The following is a 24,362-nucleotide window of genomic DNA, read 5'->3' as shown; positions in this document are numbered from 1 at the left end:
GGCTTGAATTAATTATTCTTCAGGATGCCGAGTTCGCGGCCGGCCTGCTCGAAGGCTTTGAGCACCGTGCCCAGCTGCTCGCGGGTGTGCGCGGCCGAGAGCTGCACGCGCACGCGCGCCTGGCCCATCGGCACCACGGGATAGAAGAAGCCCGACAGCAGCACGCCCAGTTCGAACATGCGGGCCGCGAATTTCTGCGCCACCGGCGCCTCGAACAGCATCACCGGCACCACCGGGTGGGTGCCCGGCTTGATGGTGAAGCCGATCCGCTCGATCTCCTTGCGGAAGTAGGCGGTGTTGTCCATCAGACGGTCGCGCAGCTCGGTCGAGCGCGAGATGCGGTCCAGCACCGCCAGGCTGGCGCCGGCGATCATCGGCGCCAGGGTGTTCGAGAACAGGTAGGGACGCGACTTCTGGCGCAGGGTCTCGATGACTTCCTTCTTGCCCGAGGTGAAACCGCCCATCGCGCCGCCCAGGGCCTTGCCCAGGGTGCCGGTGATGATGTCGATCTTCCCGATCACGCCGCAGTGCTCGTGGGTGCCGCGGCCGGTCTTGCCCATGAAGCCCGAGGCGTGCGATTCGTCGATCATGGTCAGGGCGCCGTATTTTTCGGCCAGTTCCACGATCTTGTCCAGCTGGGCGATGGTGCCGTCCATCGAGAACACGCCGTCGGTGACGATGATCTTGTGGCGCTTGCCGGCTTCGTTGGCCGCGACCAGCTGCTTTTCCAGGTCCGCCATGTCGTTGTTGGCGTAGCGGTAGCGCGCGGCCTTGCACAGGCGGACGCCGTCGATGATCGAGGCGTGGTTCAGGGCGTCCGAGATGATGGCGTCGTTCTCGTCGAACAGCGGCTCGAACACGCCGCCGTTGGCGTCGAAGGCCGCCGCGTACAGGATGGTGTCCTCGGTGCCGAGGAATGCCGACAGCTTGGCTTCCAGTTCCTTGTGCACGGTCTGGGTGCCGCAGATGAAGCGCACCGACGACAGCCCATAGCCGTATTTTTCCAGGGCCGCAGCGGCGGCCTTCTGGGTCTCGACGTCGCCGGACAGGCCCAGGTAGTTGTTGGCACACATATTGATGAGCGTACGGCCGTCCTGCGCGACCACTTCCGCGCCCTGGCGCGAGGCCAGCACGCGTTCCGGCTTGAACAGGCCGTCGCTGCGCAGGGTGTCGAGTTTGGTTTGCAGGCCGCTATAGAATGCTTGGTCGCTCATGATGTTCCCACTCCTGGTTATCTGGTTGGCCTGCCCCGGCTTGACCGGCGCTTGGCGGTGATGTACCGTTGGATCCGTTCGATACCCGGAACCGAGTTCTGTATGTCGAACGTAAATTCAATATATCGAATATTACCCCCAGCTAATGAACTTGGCAAGCCGCAGGGATTAAACTAAGCAATGACCAAAACTCTCACAAATAACGCCCCGCCGGAAGTTGGCGCCACGCTACAGCGCATGCGTTTGGCCCGTGGCCTGACCTTGGAAGACTTGTCGCGTATCGCCGGGGTGTCCAAGTCGATGCTATCCCAGATCGAGCGCGAAAAGGCCAATCCCACCATCGCCATCACCTGGCGCCTGGCCAATGCGCTGGGGGTGGAGATCGGCGAGCTGCTGTCCTCCGAGGTGCGCTCGGTCGATTTGATCCGCATCGTGGACGCGCACGAAACGCCGACCCTGCCGGGGGCGCATGCGGGCTATTCGCTGCGCATCCTCGGGCCGATGGACCTGGCGGGCAAGTATGAATGGTATGAGCTGACCCTGGCGCCCGGTGGCGAATTGAAGTCGCAGGCGCACGATCCGGGGACCAGCGAGCACCTGACTGTCATTACGGGCGCGGTGGAACTGGAGGTCGGGGCGGAGAAGAAGAAGATCAAGCATGGGGGGACGGCGCGGTATCCGGCGGACCATGATCATGTGATTCGGAATGTGGGGAAGACGGAGGCGAAGGCTTTACTGGTTGTTGTTCAGCGCTGACCTCTGTTCATGCAAGATTGGGTACCGGCCTTCGCCGGTACGACGGTTTTAAGGCCAACAAGGTAAGCACGTCGTTCCGGCGAAGGCCGGAACAACGCCACTGGCGTTGTTCCGCCCAAGTCCGTCGCGCTCAACGAAAATATGAAAACAACAACGGCCGCCAAATCAAACTGGCGGCCGTTGTCTTTCGCCTATATCACAGCGAGCTTAGTTACTGCCGCCCATCGCCTTCGCCCCATCCCCCACCTTCAGCTCACGCGCCAGGAAGCCCCAGCGGTCCGCCACTTCCTCGATCTGCTTGGTGGTCGGCTTGCCCGCCCCGTGCCCCGCCTTGGTCTCGATGCGGATCAGGATCGGCGCAGCGCCGCCCTGCGCGGCCTGGGCCGCTGCTGCGTACTTGAAGCTGTGCGCCGGGACCACGCGGTCGTCGTGGTCGGCGGTGGTGACCATCGTCGCCGGGTAGCAGGTGCCCGCTTTCAGGTTGTGCAGCGGCGAGTACTTGACCAGGGCCTTGAACTCGTCCGGGTTCTCCGACGAGCCGTAGTCCGAGGTCCAGGCCCAGCCGATGGTGAACTTGTGGAAGCGCAGCATGTCCATCACGCCCACCGCGGGAATCGCCGCGCCGAACAGTTCAGGACGCTGGGTCATGGCGGCGCCCACCAGCAGGCCGCCGTTGGAGCCGCCGCCAATCGCCAGCTTCGACGGCGAGGTCACCTTGTTGGCCACCAGCCATTCGGCCGCGCCGATGAAGTCGTCGAACACGTTCTGCTTCTGCAGCTTGGTGCCGGCCTGGTGCCAGGCTTCGCCGTATTCGCCGCCGCCGCGCAGGTTGGCCACCACGTAGACGCCGCCCATTTCCATCCAGGCCAGGTTGGCCGGCGAGAAGCCCGGGGTCATCGAGATGTTGAAGCCACCGTAGCCGTACAGGTAGGTCGGGTTCGAGCCATCGAGCTTGAGGCCCTTCTTCGAGACGATGAACATCGGCACCTTGGTGCCATCGCGGCTGGTATAGAACTGCTGGCGGGTTTCGTACTCGGCCGGGTTGAAGTCGACCTTCGGCTGGCGGAACACACTGCTCTTGCCATCCTTGAGGTTCAGGCGATAGATCGTGGTCGGCGTGGTGAAGCCGGCGAACGAGTAGAAGGTCTCCGTGTCGCCGCGCTTGCCCTCCAGGCCGCCCACCGAGCCGATGCCCGGCAAGGCGATCTCGCGCACCTGCTTGCCCTTGAGGTCATGCACGCGCACGACGCTGCGCGCATCCTTCAGGTACTTCAGGACCAGCTGGTTGTTGATGATGTCGGCGCCGGCCAGGGTGTCGGCGCTTTCGGCGACGATCTCTTTCCAGTTGCTTTCCGCCGGCTTGCTGACGTCGATCGCGACGATGCGTTTTTTCGGCGCCTTGCGGTCGGTGCTGAAGTAGAACACGCTGCCCACGTTGTCGATGAAGGTGTAGCCCGCATCGAAGTTGTCGACCAGGTCGATCACTTTCGCGTCCGGCTTGCTCAGGTCCTTGTAGGACACGCGGTATTTCGGCGCCGTGCCCTTGGTGGTCGTGATGATCAGGTAGCGGCCGTCGTCGGTGGTCTGGCCGCCGAAGCCCCATTCCTTCTGGTCCTGGCGCTCGTACACGAGGGTGTCGGCGCTTTGCGGCGTGCCGATGCGGTGGAAGTACAGCTTCTGGAAGTAATTCACGTCGGCCAGCTTGGTCGCTTCCTTCGGCTCGTCGTAGCGGCTGTAGAAGAAGCCCTTGCCATCCTTGGTCCAGGCGGTGCTGGAAAACTTGACGAACTTGATGTGGTCGTCGAGGTCCTTGCCGGACTCGATGTCGCGCACCTTGATCTCGTTCCAGTCCGAACCCGAGGCTGCGACGCTGTAGGCCAGCAGCTTGCCGTCCGGGCTCACTTCGGTGCCGGCCAGGGCCACGGTGCCGTCCGCCGACATGGTGTTGGGGTCGAGCAGGATGCGCGGGGTGTCGCCCAGGTTTTTCAGGGTGTACAGCACCGACTGGTTCTGCAGGCCGTCGTTGCGGTTATAGAAGTAGCGGCCGCCTTCCTTGCCCGGCACGCTGTAGCGCTCGTAGTTCCACAGCTTGGTGAGGCGCTCGCGGATCGCCGCGCGCTGCGGGATCTGCGCCAGGTAGGCCTGCGTCACCTGGTTCTGGGCCGTGACCCATTCCTTGGTCTCGGCGCTGTTCGCGTCCTCGAGCCAGCGGTAAGGATCGGCCACCGTGGTGCCGTGGTAGTTGTCGGTCTGGTCAAGCTTCTTCGTGACCGGGTAGGTCAGTGGGGAGCCGTTTGCCGGGCAGCTTTGTGCCAGCGCCGTATTGGCGCCGAAGGCCGCGGCCAGCAGGGCGACGAGCGTTGCGTGTCTCAGGGTCATGTGGTTCTCATTCGAGTTATTCATGGGGTCGGCTTAGCGCCGAGGACCATCATAGCGCGAATTGCCGGGCTCGCATATGCAGCCTGGGGACAAGGGTAGAGGCGGAAATGGAACATCCATCCAGCCTGCATGAACACGCGAATGGACCGGCTGGATGGGTGATCAGTGGCCCGGCGCCTGGCGCGGCTGGCGGCGCGCAGCCCGTACCCGTGTGGCCAGCGCCCGCCCCCAGGCGCCGCCGCCGGACCCGAGCCGGTTGGCGACGCTGCCGCGCCCGCGGCGATGCTCCTGGCCGGCGCCGGCCGCCAGCAGCATCCACATATAGGCGCGCAGCGGATCGCGTTCGACCCCACGCCCGCTATTGACCATGCCGCCGAGGTTGTACTGGGCCAGCGCATGCCCCTGCTCGGCCGCCTGGCCGTACCAGTAGGCGGCCAGCGTGTCGTCGTGGGGCACGCCCTGGCCGTTGGCGTACAGGACGCCCAGGTTGTTCTGGGCGCTGGCGTCGCCCTGCTGGGCGGCGCGCCGGTACCACTCGGCGGCGCGGGCGTCGTCGCGCGATACGCCGTCGCCCTTCGCGTACATGACGCCCAGGCTGAACTGGGCGTTGGCGGCGCCCTGCTCCGCCGCCCGCAAATAGTATTCGAAGGCGCGCCCCGGGTCGCGCGCCGCGCCGCGGCCGTCGGTGAACATGACGCCCGCCCAGTACTGCGCCTGGGCGTGGCCGCGCTCGGCTGCGCGCAGGAACCACGCCAGTGCGCGCTCGTCGTCGCCGGCGCCGTCGCCGGCCGCCAGCTGGGCGCCCAGCGCGTACTGGGCGTCGGTATCGTTTTGCACGGCAGCGCGCTCGAGCCAGGCGACGGCGCGCGCCGGATCCTGCGGCACGCCCTTGCCCTGGGCGTAGGCCATGCCGAGGTAACGCTGCGCGGTGGCGATGCCCTGGGCGGCGGCCTCGCGGAACCAGCACACGGCCTGGGCTTCGTCGGGCTCGACGCCGTCGCCGCGGCGGTACATGAGGGCGAGATTGAGCTGGCCCGGCGCATGCCCCTGGCGCGCGGCCTTGCGGAACCAGGCCATGGCCAGCGGATGGCTGACCGGGGCGCCAAGCCCTTGCAGGTAGCATTCGCCGAGCAGGGTCTGGGCGCTGGGCAGGCCTTGCTCGGCGGCGCGGTAGAACCAGCCGAAGGCAACCTCGTGCGATTGCTGGACGCCGCGGCCCTTGCGGTAGAGCTGGCCGAGGTTCTGCTGGGCGGCGGGATCGCCCTGGGACGCGGCGCGCAGGAACCAGCGGGCGGCGAGCTCGTCGCTGCGGGCGGCGCCGCGGCCGTTGCAGTACATCGCGCCGAGGTGGTTCTGCGCCGCCGCCAGTCCTTGCCGCGCGGCGCGCTGCATCCATTCCAGGGCGCGGGCGTCGTCGCGCTCCACCGCCTCGCCGTGCTTGTACAGCAGGCCCAGGTTGTACTGGGCGTAGGCGTCGCCGCGTTCGGCGGCGGGAAGGAACCACTGGAAGACTTCGTACCCATCGCGGGCAGCATTGTGGCGGTTCATGCGGTTCCCCTTGCGGCGCCCTTACAACGGTCAACAAGGCGGGACGAAGAATCGTCCGCCGTTGTTAAAATTTTAAGGGAGCGACCCACATCCGGTTTGCGTCCGCACAATCGTGAAGACCGCGCGCGCGAATGCGGGTGTGGTAGGAGGCTAGGCGGGCGCGCCCGGCCGGCGCGGGCCGGCCGCATACACCAGCATGGCGAGCACGGCCAGGCACCAGACGATCAGCGCGCCCGACGGCAAGTCCAGCACCACCGACAGCACCAGCCCGGCGCCATAGCCGCCGACCCCGACCAGGTAGGCAAACACCAGCTTGCGCGCATCGGGATAATGGCGCACGGCAAGGCTCGGGACGATCAGGCTCGCGAACACGAGGTAAACGCCGACCAGTTGCACCGATGCCGTGACGGCCAGCGCGAACAGCAGGTAGAAGCCGAGCCGCCCGAGGCGCTCGCCGAACAGCGTCAGCAGCGCCAGGATCACCAGCGCGCCGAGGGCCGGCATCGCCAGCTGGGCAAAGCTTACCCACAGGATCTGGCCGGCCAGCAGGTCTTGCAGGTGCTCGCCGCCATGCGGGTTGTGCGCCACCAGCAGCAGCCCGGCGGTGGCGGCCAGCACGAACAGCACGCCGATCTGGGCTTCCTGCACGTCCGGCCAGCGCTTCTCGGTCCAGGTCAGCAGCAAGGCGCCGAGCACGGCGGCGACGCCGGCCGCCACCTGCACGGTCCAGCCGGCCGGGTCGAGCCCGGCCGCGCCGGCCACGATCACGCCCAGCGCAGCGATCTGCGCGATCGCCAGGTCGATGAACACGATGCCCCGGCGCAGCACCTGGGCGCCGAGCGGGATATGGGTGGCCAGCACCAGCAGGCCGGCCAGGAAGGCCGGCAGCACGATCATGAAGTCGAAGTCCGCCATGCTCACTTTACCGCCGCGGTCAAGCGCGCCACCGTGGTGTCGAACAGGGCGAACAGGTTGCCGGACTGCGCGTCGGCCCCCACGGTGTAGGGAATGACGACCGCCGGGATGCGCGCGCGCTCGGACAGCCAGCTGGACGCGCGCGGGTCCTGGTAGGCCGCGCGGATCACCAGTTTCGCCGGCTTGCCCTGCAGCTGCGCCAGCAGGCCGCCGAGGTGGGCCGCGCTTGGCTCCACGCCGGGCTTGGCTTCCAGCGTGCCGACCGAGCTCATGCCCAGCCAGTTCAGCAGGTAGGCCATGTTCTTGTGGTGTTCGACCACGGTGGCGCCGCGCAGCGGAGCGGCGGCCTGTTCCCACTTGCGCATCGCCGCGTTCCAGCGCGCCGAGAAATCAAGCTGGCGCGCCCCGTAGAAGGCGGCGTTGGCCGGATCGATCTCGCCCAGGCGCTTGGCCAGCGCGGTGCTCACCAGTGCGATGTTGTGCGGGTTCAGGTGCACGTGCGGGTTGCCGAAGGCATGCACGTCGCCTTCCGCGCGGTCGAGCCGTGCCGGCACATCCAGGCGCGGCACGAAGCTGCCGGCCTCGAAATACCCCGGGCGGCCGCGTTCGATCCTGGCATTGCCCGATTGCTGGACCAGCAGCGGCAGCCAGCCCGCTTCCAGGTCCAGCCCGGTGCACACGAGCAGGTCGGCATTGCGGGTGCGGGCGATCAGGCCCGGACGCGCCTCGACCCGGTGCGGGTCCTGCAGGGCGTTGGTGGCGCTGGTGGCGCTGACCTTGTCGCCGCCCAATTCCTGGACCAGGGCCTGCCATTCGGGTTCGCAGGCGAGGACGTTGACGCCGGCATGGACGCCGGCGCTGGCCAGCAGGCTGGCAGCGGCGACCAGGCCGGCCAGCAAAGTACGGTGGGTGCGGTGCATGGTGCGTTCCTCAGAAGTTGTGCGCGGCGTGGGCGCCGAGGCTCATGATGTACTGCAGGTAGACCTGGTTGTCGCTCGACTCCGGGCGCGCATCGTCGCGCGCCACCTGCAGGCGCAGGCGCGAGAACTCCGAGGGGCTGTAGTCGAGCATCACGCTGGTGCGGCGCGGCCTGTAGGCCGCCAGCGAGGAAAAGGCGCCCAGGCCCAGCACGCCGTCGTTGACTAGGCCGATGCGGGTGCTGCCCGAGTCCAGGCGGTCGTGGCGCAGGCCGGTGCGCCAGCCGGGCGCGAACTGGTAGACGCCCTGCAGGTACCAGCCGGACTGGCGGCTGCGGTAGCCGCCCGCCTCGTCCATCGCCGCCAGGCTGCCGGACTCGCGGCGCTGCATCCATTCGCCCTGCAGCTTGAGATTTTGCCGGGTCGGGTTGCCGTTCGGCGCCCACTTCCACACGGCGTCCGCCACCACCACCTGCGAACGGCCGCTGAAGGCCGCCGGCATGCCGGCTTCGTCGAATTCACGCCCGGCCGCGCGGGTGCGCAAATACGACAGGCCGGCGCGCCAGCTGGACGAATCGCCGATGTCGCCGCCCGCGTGCGCGAACACGGCGCCGGCGCCGGCGCCGTTCTTGTTGCGGTCATTGCCGGGGAAGTTGCGCCCGCTCGCCAGCTCGGCGCCCAGCTCGATATAGGTATCGGTCGGGGCCAGCCAGCGCGCCTGCACGCCGTCCGGCTTGTATTGGCCGCCGAAAAAGGCCTGGTAGGCAAACGGCGCGTCGACGAAGTCCCAGGTATGGGCGTGCTGGCTGTTCAGGTAGCCGATGCCGGACATGAAACGGCCGGCCTTGATGTTCAGGCCATTGCCAAGGGCCCGGGTACGGACATAGGCTTCCTCGACCTCGACTTCGTTCTCGCCGGTGATGGCGAAGGTCGCCTGGCCCGCGAAGCTCGGGTCGATGTTGGCCGACAAGGTGAGTTCTGATTCGCCCAGGTTGAAGCTGCGCGAACCCGGCCCGACTTCACCACCAGGGGGCATGAAGCCCTGGAAGCGGAATTGGCCCGGGTCTTTCGAGGCGTTCGTCATGCTGCCGCCCAGGACCAGCGAGATCGCGGGATTGAAGGCGTTGGCGCCGCTGGCGGCAGCCGCCACCGGGGCAGCCGGAGCAGCCGAGGCAACCGGGGCGGCCGGCGCCTGGCTTGCAGCGGCAGTGTTCTGCGCCTGCGCCACGGCCGCCTGCGCGTCCTGCAGGCGCTGCTCGAGCGCCTGCAGGCGCGCCTCGTAGCTGGCCTTCATGTCCTGAATCTGGGCGCGGATGGCGGCCAGTTCCTTGTCGTCGGCAGCGTGGGCGGAAAGGGAGTAGGAAAAGGCGGCGGCCAGCGCCGCCGTCAATACGGTCTTCTTCAACATCGGGTTGTCCTTCAGGCACGGGATAGGCGAAGCGCGTCCACAGGCAGGCCTGCATGACGGGCTCGAAACAGGCTGGGGCTATCCGGCGACGGGAGGTGCGCGCGAGTCGAAGGGGCGATGCTGCTGGAGGCGCCAGGCCAGGCCGGCCGCTTCCAGCGCCGGCATGTCGCCCAGCTCGGGCGGCATGAACTGGCGCGGCGCGTTCGGCAGCGGTGCGGAGAGTTGTGCCAGGCCCAGGCACTGGGCGCAGCTGCGGTCCTGGGCGAAGGCGCTGGACAGGTCCGAATCGATCGCCGCCTGCTGGGCGACCGGGCCCCCGAGCTGGCTGGTCCAGTGGCTCAGCGCGTGCGACATCGCCATCTGCTGCGACAGCAGCAGCACAAGCGACAACAACACGCGGAACACGTTACGGCGGATCATGATGCCCGCATTCTAATGCGATTGCGACAGCCGTGTCAGGCTTTTTTAGCAAGCCCGCAGCGCCGCGGGCGCTTCAGGCGGCGCGCGGCACGGCGCGGCGTTCGCGCTCCAGGCTGGCGAATTTATCGAGGAAGACCGGCACCTTGGCCGCGGCCAGCTTGTTGACCGTGACCAGCAGGTCGGGCGCGACCTGGTCGATGCCGCAGGTGCGACCGAGGTGGCGCGCCGCGTGCAGCAGCACTTCGGCGGCCACTTCCGCGTCGGCCTCGGCCCGGTGGGCGGTGCCGCGGAATTCGATGCCGAGGCGGCTGGACAGGTTGCCGAGTTTATAACTGGGCATGCCGGGGAACAGGCGGCGCGACAGCTTGAGCGAGCAGACCAGGCCGGAATGCCCGGTCTGGCGACCGCAGCGCCAGCCTTCGGCCTTCAGGAACTTCTCGTCGAAGCTGGCATTGTGGGCCGACAGCATGTCGCCGCCGATGAAGTCGAGCAGCTCGGGCACGACCCGGCCCGCCGATGGCGCCGAATCGACCATGTCCTGGGTGATGCCGGTGAGCTGGGTGATGAAGGACGGAATGCGCACGCCGCAATTCACCAGCGATACATAGCGCTCGGTGATCTGGCCGCCCACGATGCGCAGCGCCGCCACCTCGGTGATGCGGTCGCCCATGTCGGGCGACAGGCCGGTGGTCTCGAAGTCGAGCATCACGATCGGGCGTTCAAACACACTCATGGATAGTCCTTGTCATCTGCTTTAGCCAAACTTGCGCAGCGCGTCGAGGGCCAGGCCCGCGCCGATGCTGCCGAACAGGTCGCCTTCGACCTTGCGCGCGCCCGGCACCAGCGCCGCGATGCGTTCGCGCAGCAATGATACGCCGCTCGAGCCGCCGGTGAAGAAAACCGTGTCGATCGCATCCGGCTCGACGCCCGCTTCCGAGAACAGCCGGGTGACGGTGGCGCCGACGCTGTCGACCATCTGGGCGATCGCCCCTTCGAACTGGGCGCGCGTGACCAGCAGCGATTCGCCAGGCGCCAGCCGGTCCAGTTCCATGCTCACGGCGGGGCTGGCCGACAGGCCGATCTTGGCCGCTTCCACCTGGATCGCCAGCCAGTGGCCGGCGCGCTCGTCGATCAGGTCCTGCAGGCGCACCAGCTTGGCCGGTTCGGCCGCGTCGCGCACCAGGTCGGACAGCTGCGCGATGCTCTTGCGGGTATAGGCCTGGTTGATCGTGTGCCAGGTGGCCAGGTTGAAGTAGTAGCTCGACGGGATCGCCGCGCCCGACTGCATGGTGCTGCCATAGCCGAGCAGCGGCATCACGCTCGCCAGGCTCAGGTACTTGTCGAAGTCGGTGCCGCCGATGTGCACGCCGCCAGTGGCCAGGATGTCGTCGCGCCGCTCCACGCGCCCGGCGCGCCGGGGGCCAAGGCGCACCAGCGAAAAGTCCGAGGTGCCGCCGCCGATGTCGGCGATCAGGACCAGTTCCTCGCGGTCGATGCTCGACTCGTAGTCGAATGCGGCGGCGATCGGTTCGTACTGGAAGCTGATGTCGCGAAAACCCACCGAGCGCGCCACTTCTTCCAGCGTGTCCTGGGCGCGGCGGTCGGCATCGGCATCGTCGTCGATGAAGTAGACCGGGCGGCCGAACACGGCGCTGTCGAAGGAGCGCCCGGCCTGGCGCTCGGCGCGCCGCTTGACTTCGCCGATGAACTGGGCGAGCAGCGCCTTGAACGGCAGCGCGCGCCCCGCCACTTCGGTCTGGCCGTCGATCAGGCTGGTGCCCAGCAGGCTTTTCAGCGAGCGCATCAGGCGGCCCTCGTAGCCCTCGAGGTAGTCGGCCAGCGCGGCGCGGCCGTAGCTGACCTGTTCGTCGTCGGCATTGAAGAAAACGACCGACGGAAGGGTTGCCTTGCCGTCCTCCAGGGCCAGCAGCGAACTGGCGCCCGGCTGCAGGGAACTGCCCGGGAGCCAGCCGACGGTGGAATTGGACGTGCCGAAGTCAACGCCGCAAGCGAGCGCCATAAGAACCTTTTCGTTTGGAGGGGCGGTATGGTAACAGATTACTGGCGGCATTAGCCCTCCGGGCGGTGCATTTTTCGGCGCTGTGGCAAACTGGTACACACTGTCTTGACTTGTCAGCGGGGGCCAGCCATGGACTGCCTGATGGCCGAATGGCGAATGAAGCGCAACTGCTCGCTCACGCCGCGCCAGGCGCTGCTGGTCTACGCCCTGCTGTCCGCGGCAACGCTCGGCATCGCGCTGGTGTTCACCCTGCGCGGCGCCTGGATGGTGCTCGCCTTTGCCGTGCTCGAATCGACGGCGGTCGGCGCCGCCCTGCTCCACTACAGCCGCCATGCGCTCGACTACGAACGGATCTGCCTGCAGGACGGCTGTCTGCTGGTCGAGTACGCCAACGGCGCCCGCACCTCGGTGGTCCGGCTCGAGCCGGCCCATGCGCGCGTCAGCCTCGACGGCGCCGGCCTGCGCAGCCTGGTCGTGATCGAAGCGCGCGGCCAGCGTGTCGAGACCGGGCGTTTCCTGACACCCTCGCAGCGCCTGGAACTGGTGCGCGCCCTGCGGCGGGCGCTGCGCGGCGTCTCCCTCGCCTAGTCCAATCCTGTTGCTCCCTGTAAGCAACTTCTTACACGAGCACGGCAAGGGTACCGATATGGTGCACGTGTGCAAGAGCGGATAATGCTGGCATTAACTTCGTGACAACGAATCGTCACAGCTTGCAACGCATCGATCAAGGAAGACATGAGCAACACTCAACAGGCCGGCGCCGTCGTCGTCCACGGCGGCGCCGGTGCGCCGCTCGACCACGAAGACGGCTGCGTGCTGGCCGCGCGCCGCGCGCTGGCCCAGCTGCAGGCCAACGGCGACGCCCTCGACGCCGCCATCGCCGCCGTCACCGCGATGGAAGACGACGGGCGCTTCAACGCCGGCAGCGGTTCGGCCCTGTGCCTGGATGGCGCGACCATCGAAATGGACGCGTCGATCATGGACACCCGCGGGCGCCTCGGTGCGGTGGCCTGCGTGCGCGACGTGAAGAACCCGGTCCTGCTGGCGCGCGCGATCGCCGACACCCCGCACGTGCTGCTGGCCGGCGAAGGCGCCGAGCGCTTCGCGCGCAGCCTGGGCATGGCGCGCAGCGCGCCGGTCTCGGAACACCAGCGCGCGCAGCACCGCCAGATCATGAGCGAGCTTGCTGGCTCGGTGCCGCTGATGCCGGGTATCGACAACCGCCTGTTCGAGCGTTTCTGGAACTACAAGACCCCGATCCAGCTGCCCAAGTCGGCGGCCTGCGACACGGTTGGCGCGGTCGTGCGTGGGCCGGACGGCCACTTCGCGGTGGCCTGCTCCACCGGCGGCTCGGCCCCTTCGCTGCTGGGCCGCGTCGGCGACAGCCCGATCATCGGCAGCGGCTTCTTCGCCGGCCCGCACGGCGCCGTCGCCGCCTCCGGTATCGGCGAACACATCATGCGCCACCTGCTGGCGCGCACCGTCTACGGCTGGATCGAAGACGGCATGCCGCTGCAGAAGGCGCTGGAACGCGGACTCGATTTGTTTGACAAGGAAGTCAACGTCGGCCTGATCGCGGTCAGCCGCCAGGAAGCCGGCGCCCTCTGCCATCACGGCATGCCCCAAGCGAAAATGACACAGCGATGAGCAACCAGCCCCAGGAAAAGTACGGCCACCTCGTCATCATCGGCGGCCACGAAGACCGCCAGCACGGCATGGAAATCCTTACCCGCTTCGTCGAACTGGCCGGCGGCGCCGACGCCAACATCGTTGTGATCACCGCCGCCAGCCAGGTGGCGGACCAGATGTGGGAGATGTACGACCAGGCCTTCGGCAACCTCGGCGTCGAGTGCCGCAGCCACCTCCTGATCACCAGCCGCCAGGACGCCAACAGCGAGGAATTCGTGCGCCGGGTCGACCAGGCCACCGGAATCTTCATGACCGGCGGCGACCAGAAGCGCCTGCTGGCGCTGATCGGCGGCAGCGCCCTGGACGCCGCGATGCACGTCGCGCTGAAGATTCGCGGCGCCACCATCGGCGGCACCAGCGCCGGCGCTTCCGCCATGTCGGGCCACATGCTGGCCACGGGCCGGGTCGAGACCCTGCCCGAAAAAGGCTCGGTGAGCCTCGGCGCCGGCCTGGGCTTCCTGCACCGGGTGGTGATCGACCAGCACTTCTCGGAGCGCCAGCGCCTGTCGCGCCTCCTGACCATCGTGGCCCAGAACCCCTATCTGCAGGGCATCGGCATCGACGAGGACACCGCCCTCGTGGTCGCGCTGGGCAGCGGCATCGAGGTGCTGGGCCAGGGTGCGGTCACGATCGTCGATGGCCGCACCATGATCACCAACGTGGCCGACATCAAGGACCGCGATACGCCGGAACTGATCGACGTGCGCCTGCACCTGCTTCCTGCCGGCAGCAGCTACCAGCTGCCGACCGCCGACACCGAACCCGGGAAACGCTTGCCGCCCCAGCTGCTCGACATCCTCGAAAACATCACCAAACGGAACCCGATTTCATGAAAATCAAGGAAAAACGCCTGCTGCGCGGCCCCAACCTGTACGCCGCCACGCCCTGCCTGATGGCCGTCGTCGCCGAGGGCGCCGCCACCTGTACCGGCTTCGCCCCCCGCCTGTTCGCGCTGCTGCCTTCGCTGCCGGCCGATGCCGGCGTGCGCCTGGCCGACGACGCGATGCTGGTCGACGCTGTCGAACCGGTGACCATGGAACTGCAGCGCCTGGCCGGCGCACCTGGCAGCTTCAGCGCGACGCAGGCCGTGGCCGGCGCGCCTGGTGCGCGCCGCGTCGTGTGCGGCTACACCATCGAGAAAGTGGCCGTGGCCGCGCTGCGCTGCGCACTCGACCTGCTCCATGCGGTGGCAATGGACCGCCCGTTCGACCTGGCCGCGCAACTGGACCGCCTGCGCGAGACCGCCCAGGACCATGCGATCGGCACCAGTACCGGCGCCGTGGTGCGGGCTGCGCTGCGCCGCGGCATTCCGGCCCAGCGCCTGACCGAGGAAGCCAACCTGTTCCAGCTGGGCTGGGGCAGCCGCCAGAAGCGCCTGCAGGCGACCATGACCGGCGCCACCAATTCGATCGCGGTCGGCATCGCCAGCGACAAGCAGCTGACCAAGGCCTTGCTCGAGGCGGCCGGCGTGCCGGTCCCGGGCGGCGCCACCGCGACGAGCGAAGAAGACGCGCAGCGCATCGCGCGCCGCCTGGGCGCGGTCACCGTCAAGCCGCTCGACGGCAACCAGGGCAAGGGCGTGACCACCAACTGCGGCACACCGGACGAGGTGGCGCGCGCGTTTGCCCACGCGCGCCGCCACGGGCGCCGCGTGATCGTCGAGGAACACCTGCTGGGCCGCGACTACCGCGTGCTGGTCGCCGGCCGCAAGGTGGCCGCCGCCTCGTGGCGCCGTCCGCCCTGCGTGACCGGCGACGGCACCCTGAGCATCCGCGAGCTGGTCGAGGTCGAGAACCGCAACCCGGCGCGCGGCGAGGGCCATACCAACATCCTGACCAGGATCCCGATGGACGCGCTGGCCGAGGAGACGCTGGCCAGGCAGGGATACGGTCTCGACACGGTGCTCCCGGCCGGCGTGTCGGCCGACCTGCGCGGCAACGCCAACCTCTCCACCGGCGGCACCGCCGAAGACGTGACCGACCTGCTGCCGCAAGAAACCCGCGACATCTGCATCCGCGCGGCCCGCACCATCGGCCTGGACATCGCCGGCATCGACATCGTCTGCCAGGACATCGCTCAGCCGCTGCGCGAGCAGCGAGGCGGCATCATCGAAGTCAATGCCGCGCCGGGCATCCGCATGCACCAGTACCCGAGCCGCGGCACCCCGCGCGACGCTGGCGACGCCATCGTCGAGGCGCTGTTTGGCCAGTGCAACGGCCGCATCCCGACGGTGGCCGTGACCGGCACCAACGGCAAGACCACGACCTCGCTGCTGATCGCCCACGCCACCCGCAAGGCAGGCCTGCGCACCGGCGTGACCACCACCGAAGGCGTGTACGTCGACGGCAAGCCCACCATGAAGGGCGACTGCACCGGCTACCATTCGGCGCGCAGCATCCTGGCCGATCCGGGCGTCGACTTCGCGGTGCTGGAAACGGCGCGCGGCGGCATCCTCAAGCGCGGCCTGGCCTATGACCGCTGCGACGTGGCGGTGGTGCTCAATGTATCGGCCGACCACCTGGGCCTGGACGGCGTCGAGACCCTCGACGACCTGGCCCGGGTCAAGGCGGTAGTGGCCCAGCGCGCCGCGCGCGCCGTGGTGCTCAATGCCGAGGACGACTATTGCGTGGCGATGGCCAGGCAGCTGCGCGAGGGCGTCGAAGTCATCTACTTCTCGCTCGACGCCGACAACCCGACCCTGCTGCGCCACCTGGAAAACGGCGGGCGCGCGGCCTACCTGCAGGACCAGACCCTGGTGCTGGCCAATGGCGAGCGCCATGAAGCCCTGGCCGATGCGCGCCAGATGCCGGTGTCGCTCGGCGGCGCGGCGCGCTACAACGTCGCCAACGCGCTGGCCGCGGCCGCCGCGCTCAGCGCAAGCGGCTTCGGCAACGAGGAAATCGCCGACGGCCTGCTCAGCTTCGTCTCGGACACCCGCAGCAACCCCTTGCGCTCGAACCTGTTCGACGTCGACGGCGTCACCGTGATCGTCGACTACGCCCACAACTGCGCCGCCTACGCGGCGCTGGCCGAGAGCGCGCGTGCGATGACGGGCGGCCGGGTGGTGGGCGTGGTGGCCGCCCCGGGCGACCGCCGCGACGCCGACCTGGTCGACATCGGCCGCACCTGCGCCGCCGGCTTCGACGACCTGGTGATCTACGAGACCGAGAACCGTGGCCGCGCCGATGGCGAAACCTCGTCGCTGCTGGTGCGCGGCGCCCGCCTGGGGCGCCTGGGCGACGATTCGCTGGCCGTGGTGCCGGAATCGCAGGCGGCGATCCGCCATGGCCTGGCGCTGTGCAAGCCGGGCGACGTGCTGGTGTTCGGCTGCAGTTCCACCATTTCGGAACTGACCGACGCGATTCGCCCAGAGAAACCGGAACTGGCGCGCAGGATCGAGGCTGAAGCGATCTGATCGACCTTCGTTCGTGCCTTCGACGCCGTCCCCCCATCGGGTGGGGGCGGCGTTGTCGCGTTTACCGGAGAATTTGCGATCCTGTCGACGTGGTTAACGTTCCGTTAAGTATTTTCTTACATCCTGTTACAAGTATTACGACTTTCGGGCTTTTGCAGCGACGCCCGCCTGTTATCTTTCCACCTCGAAACTCGACAGTAACACTGGATGACGCACATGAAGCTTTTCCTTTCCACCGCATTCGTGGTCTTCCTTGCCCTGGCGGGCGCCGCCCAGGCCGAGCAAACCGCGCCGCATGCCTATGTCGGCGTCGCCGCGGCAGCCGCGGAGCGGATCGACGGGACATCGAAGATCAATCCCAAGCTGTTCGGCGGCTACGCGTTCAGCGATAGCCTCGCGGTGGAAGGCGGCGTGATCGACTTCAGGAAGGCGACGCCGGCGCCGGAAGCGCGGACGATCGACCTGGGTGGTTTCGGAACGTATGTGGCGGCGCGCTTCACCAAGCCCCTGATGGACCGGCTGTCGGCCTATGGCAAGCTGGGCGTGGCGCAGAGCCAGCGCAAGACCACGACCGTGGGCGTGACGCGCAAGGACAACGATACGGGATTGTATGGGGCGTTCGGGATCCAGTACGCAGTGACGCAGAAGGTGGCGGTTACGGCGGAGTATGAACGCTTTGGGAAGGACAAGAAGGCGGGCGCGAAGTCCGATGTGTGGAGTTTTGGGCTGAAGTTCGAGTTTTAGCTTCCAGCCTGCTCCATTCCATTGTTCCCCTAAAAACCGTCGTACGCGCTATTGAAGCGCTAACTTGGGCCCCGGCCTGCGCCGGGGCGACGGTTTTTCGGCTAACTGATCACACCTGCCCCGCCACCTGGTCCGCACTCTCCGGATCATTCACCCGCAGCGCATCGACGAACACCTGCAGCGACGAGCCGCACGCGAACACCAGCACATCCCCCGGCTGGCACAGCGACAGGCCGTGGCGGATCGCCTCTCCCACCTCGATTACGCGGTGCAGCGTGTCGCTCATTCCCGCCGCTTCCTCGGCCCCATCCAGGATCAGGTCCACCGCTTCGCCCACTTCGCGCCCGCGGCTCTGCGATTCGTAGACCACCAGCTCGTCGAAACGCGCGCCGCATACCCGGCCTACCTCGCGCAGGTCTTCGTCGCGGCGGTCGCCCGGTGCGGTGACGATGCCCACCAGTTGCCCCGGCAGCATGGAGCGCGCCATGTCGGCCATCGCGCGGTAGGCGGCCGGATTGTGCGCATAGTCGACGATCACGGTCACGCCGCGGATGTCGAACATATTGGTGCGCAGCGGGTTGGTGCGGCCGTTCGAGACGAAGGTCGACAGGCCGGTGGCGATCTGCAGGTTGGTGAAGCCCGACGCCATCAGGGCGGCGGCCGCCGCCAGGCTGTTGGCGATGTTGAAGCGCGCGCTGCCCCCGAAAGCGACGGGCATGCTCTCGACCCGCAGCAGTTCCTGGTGCAGGTTCTCGTCGGCCACCACCACCGCATTGTCCTGCAGGTAGACGCCGCGCCCGCCTTCTTCCAGGTGCTTGAGGAAGACCGGGTTCTCCGGGTCCATCGAGAAATACACGATTTCCGCTTCCGGCTTGGTGCGGCGCCCCATGGCCACGCACAGCGGGTCCTCGGCGTTGAGCACCACCGCTTTGGCGGCCGATGTCGCCACCACCGCCTTGACCTGGGCCAGGTCTTCCACGGTGTCCACGCCATCCAGGCCCAGGTGGTCGGCGGCGATGTTCAGCACCACGCCCACGTCGCAGCGGTCGAAGGCCAGGCCGCGCTTGAGGATGCCGCCGCGCGCGGTTTCCAGCACGGCGAATTCGACTTCGGGCGAACCGAGCACGGTGCGCGCCGACCAGTAGCCGGTGCAGTCGCCCTTGGCGACCTGCTTGCCGTCGATGAAGACGCCCTCGGTGGTGGTCACGCCGGCCACCTTGCCGGCCATGCGCACGGTGTGCGCGATCAGCAGCGTGGTGGTGGTCTTGCCGTTGGTGCCGGTGACGGCGATGGTCGGGATGCGGCCATCGGAGTCCTGCATGAGGCCCTGGACGATGGCGTCGCCGGCGTCGCGCGGACTACCGCTGCTGGGGTACTGGTGCATGCGGATGCCGGGCGCGGCGTTGACCTCGATCACGGCGCCCTGCTGGGCTTCCAGCGGCAGCGCGATGTCGCGGCACACGATGTCGATGCCGGCCACGTCCAGGCCGATCTTGGCCGCGGCGCGCACGCACATCAGGCGCGTGGCTTCCGGCAGCAGGTCGGTCACGTCCTCGGCGGTGCCGCCGGTGGACAGGTTGGCATTGCCGCGCAGTTCGGCCGCCACGCCCGCCGGCAGCACGCTGTCGAAGTCGAAGCCCTGCTTGCGCAGCATGTCGGCCGCGTGGTCGTCCAGTGCGATGCGGGTGAGGATGTTGGTGTGGCCGGCGCCGCGCGCGGGATTCTGGTTCTCGCGCTCGACCAGCTCGCGGATGCTGGCGCTGCCGTCGCCCACCACGTGGGCCGGGCGGCGGCAGGATGCGGCCGCCACGTCGCCGTTGGCCACCAGCACGCGGTAGTCGCGCCCCTGCACGAAGCGCTCGACGATGATCCTGCGGCCGAAGTCGCGCGCGAACGCGAAGGCGCGCGCGACGCTGTCCGGATCGCGGCAGTCGACCGTCACGCCCTTGCCCTGGTTGCCGTCGAGCGGCTTGAGGGTGACCGGCGCCTTCATGCGCGCGGCCACGCGCTGGGCTTCTTCCACGCTGGTCACGACCGCGCCTTCCGGCACCGGCACGCCGGCCTCGTTGAGCAAGGCCTTGGTGAGCTGCTTGTCGCTGGCGATCTTGACGGCGATGAAGCTGGTGTCGCCGGTGGTGGTGGCCTGCAGGCGTTTCTGCTTCGCGCCCCATCCCAGCAGGAACAGGTTGGCGTCTTCGGTAATGCGCTGGGTCGGGATGCCGCGCTCGTGCGCCGCGGCCAGCACCGCCGCTGTGCTGGTGCCGATCGCATGGCGCGCGACGATGGCGCGCAGTTCGTCCAGGCGCGGGCCGGGCTCGAATGCTTCGCCGTTGGCCAGGGCGGTGACCAGGTCGATCGCCAGCTCGAAGGCCGGCTGGATCAGCTTTTCCATCGCGTAGGCGCAGACGATGCGGAACTGGCCCGGGCGGCCCGAGACCGGGCGCGTGCGCCCGTAGCTGGCGGGTGCGCCGGCCTGGGTCTGCAGGTCGAGCGTCACTTGCTCGATCACGCGGCCGAGATAGGTGCCTTCGCGCAGGCGCTGCGCGAAGCCGCCGCGCTGGCCGGTCGGCAGCAGCTGGCCGTGGAGCGACGGCAGCGCCGCCAGCAGCGCGTCGTTGAAGCCGGGGATGTCGTTCGAGGAGAGGCCGTACAGGTCCTGCAGGTCGATCACGCTGAGCAGGCAGGGGGAATCGGCGTGGACGTTAGGCCCGCGCAGGAAGCGTTGTTCCAGGATTTGCACGAATGTATCCTTGTAATCGTTGTGAACATGCCGGACAAAGGTCCGGCATGCGGGTCAAACCGGTGCTGCGGCCGCTCAGGATTCGAACAGCCGCGTGTACATGCGGGTGGCCATCAGGCCCACCGCCGTGTGGTGGATCTCGGGCGACATCAGTCCGCCCAGCAGTTCCATTGCCTGCTGCTTGCCGGCGGCCGCGGCCACCTGCTCTTCCAGCAGCCGCAGTTCGTTGTCCGGCGCTTCCAGGCGCGGGTGGCGGCGGATCAGGCCGCGTTCAGGGAAATGCTCGCTGCGGTCTGCGTCCTGGCCGAGGTTGTCGAGCGTGCGCTGGCGCGCGCGCCAGCTCAGGGCGCGCGGTCCTTTGGCGCGCTTGCCGTCCGGCGCCGTGGTGATCCAGTCGCGCAGCACCTGCTGCTCGTAGGCGCTGAAGACGCCGAACATCTCGGCCTTCTCGCCGTGCACCAGGCGCCAGAAGCGGCTGTGCTCCACGTCTTCACCGCGCTTGATCCAGCCGGCCTGTTCCAGCGAGGCGAGGAAATCGGGGATCCGGGCCGGGTCGCCCAGCCAGTCATTGACCGAGCGGCCCGCCACGCGGCAGTAATCCGAGTGCATGTTCTTGCCCACGTTGCTCTTGGCCGCGAGAATGTCCACCAGTTCCTGCTCCAGGTCGAACTCGGCGATGGTCGAGGTGGTGCTGGCGCCGATGTCGTTGAGGCGGTAGCCGTCGAGCACGCGGCGGTAGAAAGCGTCGCGGTCGCCCACGCGCGGCATCAGGTTCACCAGCGCCTGCACCGCTTTCTGGGCGTGGCCGCTGGCGGCATTGTCCACCGTGACGTGCAGCGTGAAGTAATACGGGTCGATGCCGAATTCATTGAGCTCGTACGAGGTGATGAGCAGGTGCAGCGGCAGCTGTTCGTAGCCCAGGTTGTAGCCGATGATCTCTGGCAGGAAGTGCTCGGCGTGGTGGCCGAGCGCGAGCTGGATCGCGCCTTGCACGAAATGGTCGTCGCTCAGCCCTTCCCATCCCTCGCAGCCGTGGGTGGCCAGCAGCTTGCGGTAGATGGTCACGTGGTTCTTGCTCGGCGCGCCCTCGCCCAGCTCTTCGAGGTAGGTCTTGATCAGCTCATGGTAGGCCGGGTTGTCCCACTGCTTGAGCAGGCCATACAGCCAGGCGCCGTCCACCAGCTTGGTCGGCGCCACCGCCTTGATGAAGTACAGGGCGTGCGCGCGGCACGAGAAATAGCGGCGCGGCGCGCCGTTCTTGCGCGCGGCGAGGTAGTCGCGGTACTGGGCGCCGACGGCGTCGGTGCGCTGGTCGACCCAGGCCGGCAGCTCGGCCAGCGTGGGCGGCAGGTCGCTCGGGAGCGCTTGTACGGCGGCGACCTGGTCGGCGACGTAGGCGCGCGCCTCGTCCGGATTGGACGCCGGAGCGTCGTACAGCGAAAAATACAGGGCCTTCGCGCGCTCCCGGATCGCGGGAGCGGTCGGAACGGCGGCGTCGGTGACGTCTAACAGCATCGAATTCATGGTCTCGGGTCGTATTGTTGGTCTGGTAAGACGATAACGACATTATCCGTGCTGAACTATTTCTACAGAATCGGTAGGCGTGCTGCGAAGATGTAAGAGAGGGATTACAAAATTGCAAAACCGAGTCACGAAAAATCTGACCAAATGGTCAAGATCTGGATTGGGCCGCCGCGCCGCGCCGCACCTCCCCCGCCTCTGCGTCGCCCTTGCCGATCGCCTTCTCGTACTGTTCCTGCTGCTCCTGCACCATGTGCGGCGGCAGCGGCGGGATGTTCGCATCGACCACAACCTCGAGCACGAAGGGCCGGTCGGCCGCCAGCGCCTGTTCCCAGGCCGCGCCCAGCGCTTCCGGATTGTCGACCCGCACGCCGTCCAGGCCGAGCATGCGGGCATAGGCGGCGTAGGAGAAATCGGGCAGTTCCTGCGAAGGCTGGTACTTTGGCTCGCCCTGCATGCCGCGCTGCTCCCAGGTGACGAAGTTGAGGTCGCGGTTGTTCAGCACCAGGATGATGAAGCAGGGATTGGTCCAGCGCGCGCGGTGCCAGGCGATCGACATCAGGCCGTTGATGCCGTTCATCTGCATCGCCCCGTCGCCCGCCAGTGCGATGATGGGGCGGCCTGGGTGTGCCAGCTTGGCCGCCAGCGCATAGGGCACGGCCGAGCCCATCGTCGCCAGGGTGCCGGACAGCGAGGCCAGCATGCCGGATTGGACCTGCAGGTGCAGCGCATACCAGGCCGACACCGAGCCCGAATCGCCGGCCAGGATGACGTTCTCCGGCAAGCGCGCCGACAGCTCGGTGAATACGCGCTGCGGGTTGACAGGGTCGGCCGGCTCCATCGCCTTCGATGCCAGCAGGCGCCGGCTCGCGGCCACCCTGGCTTCGACCTCTTCGCGCCAGCCGCGGTCCTGCTTGTGCTGCAGCAGCGGGATGAGCGCGCGCAGCGTGGCCCTGGCGTCGCCCTGCAGGCTGGCCTCCATCGGATAGCGCAGGCTCAGCATGCGGCCGTCGATGTCGACCTGCACGCCGCGCGCCTGGCCTTCGGCCGGCAGGAATTCCGCGTACGGGAAGCTGGAACCCACCATCAGCAAGGTGTCGCAGCCGTCCATCATGGCGGCGCTGGCCTCGGTGCCGATGATCCCGATCGAACCGGTGACAAAAGGCAGCGCGTCCGAGATGACGGCCTTGCCCAGCAGGGCCTTGGCCACGCCCGCGCCCAGCAATTCGGCCACCTGCGCCAGTTCCTCGTGCGCGCCGTGGGCGCCGGCGCCGGCCAGGATCGCGACCCGGCTGCCGGCATTCAGGATCGCCGCGGCGGCGAGCAGCGCGTCTTGCGGCGGCACCTGCGCCTTGAGCGCCTCGCCTATTCCGGTAAACGTATAGCCGTGCTCGCGCGGCGGCATCGGCACCGCGTCTTCGTCCTGCAGGTCGTTCGGGATGATGATGCAGGTGACGCAGCGCTCGCTGCGGGCGATGCGCATGGCGCGGTCGACGAGGTGGCGCAGCTGCTCCGGCGTGGTCGCCATGTGCACGTACTCGCCCGCCACGTCCTTGAACAGGCTGACCAGGTCGACTTCCTGCTGGTAGCTCGCGCCCATCGCGCTGCGCTTTTGCTGGCCGACGATGGCAACGACGGGCTGGCGATCGAGCTTGGCGTCGTACAGGCCATTGAGCAGGTGGATGGCGCCGGGTCCGGAAGTGGCCAGGCAGACGCCGACTTCGCCGGTGAACTTGGCGTGGCCGCAGGCCATGAAGGCCGACATTTCCTCGTGGCGCGACTGGATGAACTCGATCGGGTCGCTAGTTTCGTCGCGGCGTCCGAACGCCGCCATGATGCCGTTGATGCCATCGCCCGGATAGCCAAAGATGCGCCGCACGCCCCACCCGTGCAGACGTTCGAGCAGGAAGTCGCCAACCGTTGCCATTGTCTCGCCCTCGTCGATGCCGCGCTAGTCAGCGCCATGCATCGCAAGGCTACGGGCTTGCCGCGCGCCGCACCGTGCGCTGGCGCGCATAGCGGCAGTTGGCGGGCCTACAAGCGTGCGCCGAGCTGGGCGTGGGCCACCAGCTGGCCGCCGGACAGCCGGACCGGCACCGCGCCCTTCGACAGCATGCGCGCGATCGCCCGGTCGCCATCGCCCGGCTTTACCTCCACCGCGCGCATCGCCTCGTGCACCAGCAGCACTTCGAAGCCGGCGTCGATCGCGTCGAGCACCGTATTGAGCACGCAGTAGTCGGTAGCCAGGCCGCAGATCGCCAGACGCTGGACGCCGTCGGCCAGCATGCGGCGCGCCAGGCCGGTGCCGTTGAAGGCCGAATACGCGTCCTCGGCCGCGGTCACCGCTTTCGAGACCACGATGGCCTCGCTCGGCAGGCGCAGTGCGGCGCTGAACTGCGCGCCGGGCGAGTCCGCGACGCAGTGCGGCGGCCACGGGCCGCCCTGGGCGCTGAACGAACAGTGCTCGCCGGGATGCCAGTCGCGCGAAGCGTAGAGCGGCAGGCCGCGCCCGTGGTACAGGCCGATCAGGGCGTTGATGGGGTCGAGTACGAGGTCGCCGCGCGGCACGGCCAGGCTGCCGCCGGGAAGGAAGTCGTTCTGCAGGTCGACGATCAGCAGGGCGTCGCCCTTGCCCAGCACGATGGCGCTCATGGCAGCGTTCTCCGAATCCGCCGC

At 68.0% G+C, this 24,362-nt stretch carries 19 protein-coding genes; 6 read left to right on the top strand and 13 right to left on the bottom strand.

Features of this window, described 5'->3' with window-relative positions:
- Positions 1 to 8 precede the first annotated feature (8 nt).
- Entirely contained in the window at positions 9 to 1,214 is a 1,206-nt protein-coding gene (locus BM031_RS11105; protein ID WP_091874626.1) for a glycine C-acetyltransferase, read from the bottom strand.
- A 180-nt stretch (positions 1,215 to 1,394) separates the two neighbouring features.
- Between BM031_RS11105 and BM031_RS11100 the strand changes: the two genes are divergently transcribed.
- Entirely contained in the window at positions 1,395 to 1,970 is a 576-nt protein-coding gene (locus BM031_RS11100; protein WP_091874625.1) for a helix-turn-helix domain-containing protein, read from the top strand.
- Between the two features lie 207 nt (positions 1,971 to 2,177).
- On the opposite strand, the gene BM031_RS11095 is transcribed toward BM031_RS11100, so the two are convergent.
- The 8 genes from BM031_RS11095 to BM031_RS11060 all read right to left on the bottom strand — a co-directional run bounded on the left by BM031_RS11095 (position 2,178) and on the right by BM031_RS11060 (position 11,577).
- Positions 2,178 to 4,349 carry a prolyl oligopeptidase family serine peptidase gene (locus BM031_RS11095; RefSeq protein ID WP_091874624.1) on the bottom strand — a complete coding sequence of 724 codons (2,172 nt, stop codon included), beginning with the start codon at positions 4,347 to 4,349 and terminating at the stop codon, positions 2,178 to 2,180.
- A 162-nt stretch (positions 4,350 to 4,511) separates the two neighbouring features.
- Positions 4,512 to 5,897 carry a tetratricopeptide repeat protein gene (locus BM031_RS11090; RefSeq protein ID WP_091874623.1) on the bottom strand — a complete coding sequence of 462 codons (1,386 nt, stop codon included), beginning with the start codon at positions 5,895 to 5,897 and terminating at the stop codon, positions 4,512 to 4,514.
- A gap of 150 nt (positions 5,898 to 6,047) precedes the next feature.
- On the bottom strand, positions 6,048 to 6,812 hold the full coding sequence (locus BM031_RS11085) for a metal ABC transporter permease (RefSeq protein WP_091874622.1): 765 nt from the start codon (positions 6,810 to 6,812) through the stop codon (positions 6,048 to 6,050).
- Positions 6,813 to 6,814: 2 nt separating this feature from the next.
- Entirely contained in the window at positions 6,815 to 7,732 is a 918-nt protein-coding gene (locus BM031_RS11080; RefSeq protein ID WP_091874621.1) for a metal ABC transporter substrate-binding protein, read from the bottom strand.
- Positions 7,733 to 7,742: 10 nt separating this feature from the next.
- Positions 7,743 to 9,137: a porin family protein gene (locus BM031_RS11075; protein ID WP_091874620.1), complete on the bottom strand. Its 1,395-nt coding sequence runs from the start codon at positions 9,135 to 9,137 to the stop codon at positions 7,743 to 7,745.
- A gap of 78 nt (positions 9,138 to 9,215) precedes the next feature.
- Entirely contained in the window at positions 9,216 to 9,557 is a 342-nt protein-coding gene (locus BM031_RS11070) for a hypothetical protein (RefSeq protein WP_091874619.1), read from the bottom strand.
- A gap of 73 nt (positions 9,558 to 9,630) precedes the next feature.
- Entirely contained in the window at positions 9,631 to 10,290 is a 660-nt protein-coding gene (locus BM031_RS11065; RefSeq protein WP_177207716.1) for a 3'-5' exonuclease, read from the bottom strand.
- Positions 10,291 to 10,311: 21 nt separating this feature from the next.
- Entirely contained in the window at positions 10,312 to 11,577 is a 1,266-nt protein-coding gene (locus BM031_RS11060; protein ID WP_091874618.1) for an Hsp70 family protein, read from the bottom strand.
- A 141-nt stretch (positions 11,578 to 11,718) separates the two neighbouring features.
- Here BM031_RS11060 and BM031_RS11055 point away from each other — a divergent pair, with 141 nt between their 5' ends.
- From BM031_RS11055 to BM031_RS11035, 5 genes are all read left to right on the top strand, one after another.
- On the top strand, positions 11,719 to 12,165 hold the full coding sequence (locus BM031_RS11055; RefSeq protein WP_091874646.1) for a DUF2244 domain-containing protein: 447 nt from the start codon (positions 11,719 to 11,721) through the stop codon (positions 12,163 to 12,165).
- Between the two features lie 147 nt (positions 12,166 to 12,312).
- Positions 12,313 to 13,224: an isoaspartyl peptidase/L-asparaginase gene (locus BM031_RS11050; protein ID WP_091874617.1), complete on the top strand. Its 912-nt coding sequence runs from the start codon at positions 12,313 to 12,315 to the stop codon at positions 13,222 to 13,224.
- Complete coding sequence (locus BM031_RS11045; protein ID WP_091874616.1) at positions 13,221 to 14,099, top strand: cyanophycinase; 879 nt, start codon at positions 13,221 to 13,223, stop codon at positions 14,097 to 14,099. The genes BM031_RS11050 and BM031_RS11045 overlap by 4 nt, the downstream gene beginning before the upstream one ends.
- The gene (gene cphA, locus BM031_RS11040; protein WP_091874615.1) at positions 14,096 to 16,681 is read left to right on the top strand and encodes a cyanophycin synthetase; all 2,586 of its coding nucleotides are present in this window, start codon (positions 14,096 to 14,098) and stop codon (positions 16,679 to 16,681) included. The genes BM031_RS11045 and cphA (BM031_RS11040) overlap by 4 nt, the downstream gene beginning before the upstream one ends.
- A gap of 216 nt (positions 16,682 to 16,897) precedes the next feature.
- On the top strand, positions 16,898 to 17,425 hold the full coding sequence (locus tag BM031_RS11035; RefSeq protein ID WP_177207715.1) for a porin family protein: 528 nt from the start codon (positions 16,898 to 16,900) through the stop codon (positions 17,423 to 17,425).
- 109 nt (positions 17,426 to 17,534) lie between these two features.
- On the opposite strand, the gene cphA (BM031_RS11030) is transcribed toward BM031_RS11035, so the two are convergent.
- From cphA (BM031_RS11030) to BM031_RS11015, 4 genes are all read right to left on the bottom strand, one after another.
- Positions 17,535 to 20,165 carry a cyanophycin synthetase gene (cphA, locus tag BM031_RS11030; protein ID WP_091874613.1) on the bottom strand — a complete coding sequence of 877 codons (2,631 nt, stop codon included), beginning with the start codon at positions 20,163 to 20,165 and terminating at the stop codon, positions 17,535 to 17,537.
- A 75-nt stretch (positions 20,166 to 20,240) separates the two neighbouring features.
- Entirely contained in the window at positions 20,241 to 21,689 is a 1,449-nt protein-coding gene (locus tag BM031_RS11025) for an iron-containing redox enzyme family protein (protein ID WP_218147584.1), read from the bottom strand.
- A 148-nt stretch (positions 21,690 to 21,837) separates the two neighbouring features.
- Positions 21,838 to 23,613 (bottom strand): thiamine pyrophosphate-requiring protein, encoded by a 1,776-nt coding sequence (locus BM031_RS11020; RefSeq protein WP_091874611.1) that lies wholly within the window; start codon positions 23,611 to 23,613, stop codon positions 21,838 to 21,840.
- A gap of 107 nt (positions 23,614 to 23,720) precedes the next feature.
- Complete coding sequence (locus BM031_RS11015) at positions 23,721 to 24,338, bottom strand: isochorismatase family protein (RefSeq protein WP_091874610.1); 618 nt, start codon at positions 24,336 to 24,338, stop codon at positions 23,721 to 23,723.
- Positions 24,339 to 24,362 lie beyond the last annotated feature (24 nt).

This window comes from Massilia yuzhufengensis (genome assembly GCF_900112225.1).
In the GTDB taxonomy this organism is placed as follows: domain Bacteria; phylum Pseudomonadota; class Gammaproteobacteria; order Burkholderiales; family Burkholderiaceae_D; genus Telluria; species Telluria yuzhufengensis.
The sequence above is the reverse complement of the archived record's forward strand: the minus strand, read 5'-3'. Positions and strand labels throughout refer to the sequence as shown.